This window comes from Mesorhizobium sp. M7A.F.Ca.ET.027.03.2.1, assembly GCF_003999175.1.
Taxonomy (GTDB): domain Bacteria; phylum Pseudomonadota; class Alphaproteobacteria; order Rhizobiales; family Rhizobiaceae; genus Mesorhizobium.
Genome location: NZ_RZOM01001594.1, coordinates 1 through 878, shown reverse-complemented (window position 1 = coordinate 878; position 878 = coordinate 1). Strand labels below are relative to the sequence as shown.

At 67.0% G+C, this 878-nt stretch carries 1 protein-coding gene; it reads left to right on the top strand.

Features of this window, described 5'->3' with window-relative positions; genetic code table 11:
• The coding region (locus EN750_RS36675) for an MFS transporter (RefSeq protein ID WP_189526768.1) at nt 1-824 on the top strand (824 nt) is incomplete at its 5' end.
• Between the last annotated feature and the right edge of the window lie 54 nt (nt 825-878).

The following is an 878-nucleotide window of genomic DNA, read 5'->3' as shown; positions in this document are numbered from 1 at the left end:
GTATCGGCGCGGTCGGCGGCGCCTTGATCAGCGTCAGGCTGCGGCAGTTGCTCTCCAGCGAGACGATGGTGCGCTGTGCTTTCGCCGGCTTCGCTGTCTGCGCCTTCAATGCCGCCGTCAGCCAGCATGCCTGGCAGACGTCGCTCGGCCTGCTTGTCGGCGGCGCCTGCTGGGTGATCGCGCTTTCGCATTTCAACGTCACGGTGCAGATGGCGACGCCGCGCTGGGTGGTCGGCCGGGTGCTGTCGGTCTACCAGACCGCGACCTTCGGCGGCATCGCGCTCGGCAGCTGGATCTGGGGTGTCGTCGCCGATGCGCACGGCGCCGAAGCCGCGCTGATCGCAGCCAGCGTCGCCATGCTGGCCGGCGGCGCCATCGGTCTTTTGCTCCCGCTACCGCAACAGCAGGTGCTCAACCTCGATCCGCTCAATCGCTTCAAGGAACCGCATTTGGCGCTTGACCTGAAGCCGCGCAGCGGTCCCATCGCCATCATGATCGAGTATGTGATCCGGCACGAGGATGAACCGGAGTTCCTCGCCATCATGGCCGAACGCGGCCGCATCCGCCGTCGTGACGGCGCCCGCAACTGGACGCTGGCGCGCGATCTCGAGAATCCCACCGTATGGATCGAGCATTATCACACGCCGACCTGGATCGAATATATCAGGCACAATGGACGCATAACCCATGCCGACGCCGTCATCGGCGAACGCGTGCGGGCCCTGCACAGCGGCGACGAACCGCCCCGCGTGCGGCGCATGATCGAACGCCCGACCACCGCCGGCACGGCTCTCGTGATGGCCAAGGGGCCGATCGAGCATTAGGGCTCCGCAATCGCGCCCCCTGCCGCAGGCACCCCGCTTGGCCTTCCCGTCACC